Consider the following 4,621-nt stretch of genomic DNA (forward strand, 5'->3'; position numbering starts at 1 on the left):
ATAATTTTTCTTTGCTTAAAAATTGATTAGTCATATTTTATCTCCTTTTATTTATTTTTCTTATGTAAAATTTGTATCTAATCTTACTCTTAAATACTAATTCCCTTATAATATTATAACCATCAGATTATCTTTAAACAATACTCTGTATTTATACATATATAGTTAATATTTTTTATTTAAGTCTTTCATTTATACCTTCCACTATATCTTTTTTATTAAAGCTAAAATAGCTTATTAATCCATTATATAACTTATCTGAAATTTGTAGTACCTTTATCATATTTGAAAGATTTATTAAGAATTCTTCCTCTTTTATATATCCTATAATATAGCTAATTAACATTTCTATAAATGTGCTTGTAATAACGTATCCATCTTTATTATTTTTAAGTGCAGATTGAACATATGGAATTAAACTTACATATGTTCCAACTTCTCCAATAGACTTTTCATCATATGAATTAATATTATTTCTTGCATTTATTTTATATTCTTCACCTAAGTTTATCCCTTCTAAAAGGTCACATATAACATTTATTATAAATTTATTTAATACACTAGGCTCGTCCTTTATCATAGTATTTATAATTACCTTATCTGTATCATTTTCTATGTATTGTTTTAACTCTACTAGTTGCATATTTCATCCTCCATTAAAGCTTATTTACTTAATATTAGCTGTACTCCTTATTTTATCATAAAAATCACCCCTAGGTACTGCTTTTGTTCCCTAGGGGTAGATTATTATGTATCTATATATCCATGCATTTTAAATCCTCACTTATTATAAGCCTTGCTTGCGTAGCATTTTGTACTTCTTCTATACTAAATTCACTATTTATCTCTTTTAATAATAATCCTTCTTTTGTAACTTCTATGACACCCATTTCAGTTATTATTAGATCAACTTGTTCTTTTGCAGTAAGTGGCAAGTTACACTCTTTTAATATCTTGTGCTTACCTTTTGCAGTATGTTCCATAGCAAGTATTACTTTTTTAGCTCCAACTACTAGATCCATAGCTCCGCCCATTCCTGGAACTAATTTACCTGGTATCATCCAATTAGCTAGATTTCCTTTTTCGTCTACTTGTAAAGCACCAAGTACGGTTATATCTACGTGCCCTCCTCTTATTATTCCAAAAGAAGTGCAGCTATCAAAAAATGCTCCACTATTTTTTATAGTTACAGGCATTCCGCCTGCATTCACTATATACTCATTTTCCTCTCCTTCACTAGGGCATGGTCCTATATCTATAAATCCATTTTCTGATTGAAAAGTTACATCTATATTTTCATATAGAAAATTAGGAACTAGAGTAGGTATACCTATACCTAAGTTTACAACGTCTCCATCCTTTAATTCTTTAGCAACCCTCTTTGCTATAATACTTTTAAGTGTATTTTTATCCATTTAAATTCCCCCCATTTACTATATAATCTACAAATATATGTGGAGTAATTACTACCTCTGGTTTTATATCTCCAACTTCAACAACTTCATCAGCTTCAACTATAATCATGTCCGCTGCAGTTGCCATCACAGGTGCAAAATTTCTTCCAGAACCGCTATAATAACAATTTCCTTTTTTATCTACTTTACTAGCACCTATTATAGCTATATCTGCTTTTAATGGCTTTTCTATTATATATTCAACATCATCTATGACAATTTTAGACTTACCTTCTTCGATTATCGTCCCTACTCCAGTAGGTGTTAATACTCCGCCTAATCCAGCACCACCACTTCTTATTTTTTCTGCTAATGTTCCCTGTGGTATTAATTCAAACTCAGTTTCATTTTCATTTAATTGCCTTATAGACTCTTTATTTAATCCTATATGACTTGCCAATATTTTCTTAAATTGCTTATTAACTACCATCTTACCAACACCATAATCTATAAGCCCTGTATCATTACATATTAAAGTCAAATCCTTAACTTTAAGTTCACATAATTTATCTATTATCTTATGAGGACTACCACATCCCATAAATCCACTTACCATTATAGTCATTCCGTCTTTTATATGATTTGATATATCATCTATATTTATAAGCTTTTTACTCATATTAATTCCCCCTAAACTCTTTTTACTATTACTGCAGTACCCATTCCTCCACCAATACATAATGAAGCTAAACCATAAGTAAGCTCTCTTTTTTTCATTTCATGAACAAGTGTAGTTATTATACGAGCACCTGATGCTCCTAATGGATGACCTATTGCTATTGCCCCACCATTTACATTAGTTATTTTCTCAAGCCACCCATCACTTAGATTATATTTTTCCTTTAATTCTTCCATAACACCTAATGATTGAGCTGCAAATGCTTCATTAAGTTCTATTAGATCTATATCACTCATTTTAATAGGGCTATTATTCAATACATTTTCTATAGCAGGTACAGGTCCAAGCCCCATTACAGATGGGTCTACTCCACCTTGACCAACACTTATTATTTCAGCTATAGGGTTTAAATTATATTTTCTAACTGCTTCTTCAGAAGCTATTAAAAGAATACTACACCCATCATTTATTCCAGATGCATTACCTGCTGTTACAGTTCCGTCTTTTTTAAATGCTGCTCTAAGCTTTGATAAAGATTCAAGATTAGTATTTCTATTTGGATATTCATCAGTATCTACAACAGCTGTTCCCTTTTTTGTCTTTATCTCTATTGGTACTATCTCTTCTTTGAATCTTTTACTATCTATAGCTTTTATAGCTTTTATTTGAGAGTTTAATGCAAATATATCTTGTTTTTCTCTAGATATATTATATTTCTCTGCTATATTTTCAGCAGTAATACCCATATGGTAGTTATTAAATACATCAGTAAGTCCATCGTTAATCATACCATCTATAAGTTCCATATTTCCCATCTTATTCCCAATACGAACCTTAGGATTAGTCATAAAAGGGACTTGTGACATTGCCTCTACGCCACCTGCTATAATCATATTTGCCATGTTAGCCTTTATTTGACTGAAAGCTATCATAACCGATTTCATTCCACTACCACATATAATATTTACAGTATATGCGGGTACTTGTGGTGGTATATTTGCATATATTGAAGCTTGTCTGGCAATCCCTTGCCCCTGCCCTGCAGAAAGCACATTTCCAAGTATAACCTCATCTAAATCTTTAGTATTTATATTTGATTCTTCTATTACAGATTTAATAACTTCACTTGCAAGCTTACCTGCCGACAAACTTGATAACCCACCTAAAAATTTACCTATAGGACTTCTTTTAGCATTTACTATATATACCTTTGACACTTTTAATTCCCCCTTCATTGACTTCTTATTTGTATAAATATATTCAGGCAAATGAATAATTATAAATTCTTAATAATTGTGCTATTTATAACTTTTAGTTATAGTAATACTGTGCTTTATTAAGAAAAACTTCCCTTAACTTAGGTGGAAAACTTCCTAATGAACATACTAGTTGTTCAATTTAAAAATTATACTATACAAAAAAAGTAGCTAAATTAAATTTAGCTACTTTAATAGATAATGAAAAATTTATTTATATTTATTTTTTATACTAGAGTTTGTAAATTCTATGAAAGATTTGACTTCGTCAGATAAATATTTATCTCTTTTAACTATAAATCCTATATTCCAGTCAATAATAGAATCATAAATCTCTATTAATACAATATCTTTAGTCTTAAATTTTTCTACTATAGGTCTAGGTAAAATGGATATGCCTTTATTTAAAGAAACCATTTCTACAACAAAATCCCATTGAGAACTTTCACATATGATTTGTGGTTCAAATCCAACTAGTCTGCAACCATCTACAACTTTATTACGCATCATAAATTGTGTGTCAAAACTTATAAATTTTTCATCTTTTAATTCTTCTAATTTAATTTTATTGGCTTTACTTAAATGATTGTCTTTATTAACTACTAATACTACTTGTCCATTTGATATAGGAATTGATATAAGGTCATCAGATTTAATAGGAAGCACAACAACACCTATATCTATATCCTCACAAGATACTTGTTGTTTTATAAAGTTAGCACCTTCTTCAATCATATTAAATTCTATATTTGGGTATATATTTTTAAAATCTGATATTATTGATGTGAAATATACAGTTCCTATAACAGGAGGAATTCCTACTGTTATTGATTTTTTAATACCATTTATACTTTCATATAATTTTGATATCTCCCTGTTTATATTTGTTAATGCATTTATTGCATTTTCATAAAATACTTCACCTTCATATGTCAATTTAAATTTTCTATTAGCTCTTTCTATTAATTTAACATTAATATCATCTTCTATTGATTTTATAGCTTTACTTAAGGCAGGTTGTGAAATATGTAAATTATTAGATGCTTTTGTGAAATTTTTTTCTTTCACAACTTCTACAAAATAAGTTAACTCTCTTATACCTAGCATAACCCTCCTCCTTTATAAATTTGTATATAAAATATACCTAATTATTACATTTATATAAATCTCTGTTAAAATATATATGCAAAAAAGTCACATAACATTAATATATAGTTGCTATCAATGTTATGTGACTTTTTATAAAACAAAAGATGTTAAGGTCTTAATGGTATCTAAAAATATAATAAGTA

Annotated in this window: 5 protein-coding genes; all 5 read right to left on the reverse strand. The window is 28.6% G+C overall.

The annotated features are described in order from the left end of the window. Positions 1 to 175 precede the first annotated feature (175 nt). Positions 176 to 643, reverse strand: coding sequence for a hypothetical protein (locus tag VLM92_RS13650; RefSeq protein ID WP_325276882.1), 468 nt, complete (start codon positions 641 to 643; stop codon positions 176 to 178). A 112-nt stretch (positions 644 to 755) separates the two neighbouring features. Continuing rightward, the gene (locus VLM92_RS13655; protein ID WP_325276883.1) at positions 756 to 1,415 is read right to left on the reverse strand and encodes a 3-oxoacid CoA-transferase subunit B; all 660 of its coding nucleotides are present in this window, start codon (positions 1,413 to 1,415) and stop codon (positions 756 to 758) included. Beyond that, positions 1,408 to 2,073, reverse strand: coding sequence for a 3-oxoacid CoA-transferase subunit A (locus tag VLM92_RS13660; protein WP_325276884.1), 666 nt, complete (start codon positions 2,071 to 2,073; stop codon positions 1,408 to 1,410). The genes VLM92_RS13655 and VLM92_RS13660 overlap by 8 nt, the downstream gene beginning before the upstream one ends. A gap of 11 nt (positions 2,074 to 2,084) precedes the next feature. Further along, a complete protein-coding gene (locus VLM92_RS13665; RefSeq protein ID WP_325276885.1) occupies positions 2,085 to 3,290 on the reverse strand; it encodes an acetyl-CoA C-acetyltransferase in 1,206 nt (401 codons plus the stop codon). 249 nt (positions 3,291 to 3,539) lie between these two features. Beyond that, positions 3,540 to 4,436 (reverse strand): LysR family transcriptional regulator, encoded by an 897-nt coding sequence (locus VLM92_RS13670; RefSeq protein WP_325276886.1) that lies wholly within the window; start codon positions 4,434 to 4,436, stop codon positions 3,540 to 3,542. Positions 4,437 to 4,621: the final 185 nt, after the last annotated feature.

The organism is Romboutsia sp., assembly GCF_035470145.1.
Taxonomy (GTDB): Bacteria; Bacillota; Clostridia; order Peptostreptococcales; family Peptostreptococcaceae; genus Romboutsia_D.

What these genes read in the sequence shown, in the direction of transcription:
- VLM92_RS13650 (WP_325276882.1), bottom strand. Translation starts at nt 643, where the DNA reads ATGCAACTAGTAGAGTTAAAACAATACATAGAAAATGATACAGATAAG.
- VLM92_RS13655 (WP_325276883.1), bottom strand. Translation starts at nt 1,415, where the DNA reads ATGGATAAAAATACACTTAAAAGTATTATAGCAAAGAGGGTTGCTAAA.
- VLM92_RS13660 (WP_325276884.1), bottom strand. Translation starts at nt 2,073, where the DNA reads ATGAGTAAAAAGCTTATAAATATAGATGATATATCAAATCATATAAAA.
- VLM92_RS13670 (WP_325276886.1), bottom strand. Translation starts at nt 4,436, where the DNA reads ATGCTAGGTATAAGAGAGTTAACTTATTTTGTAGAAGTTGTGAAAGAA.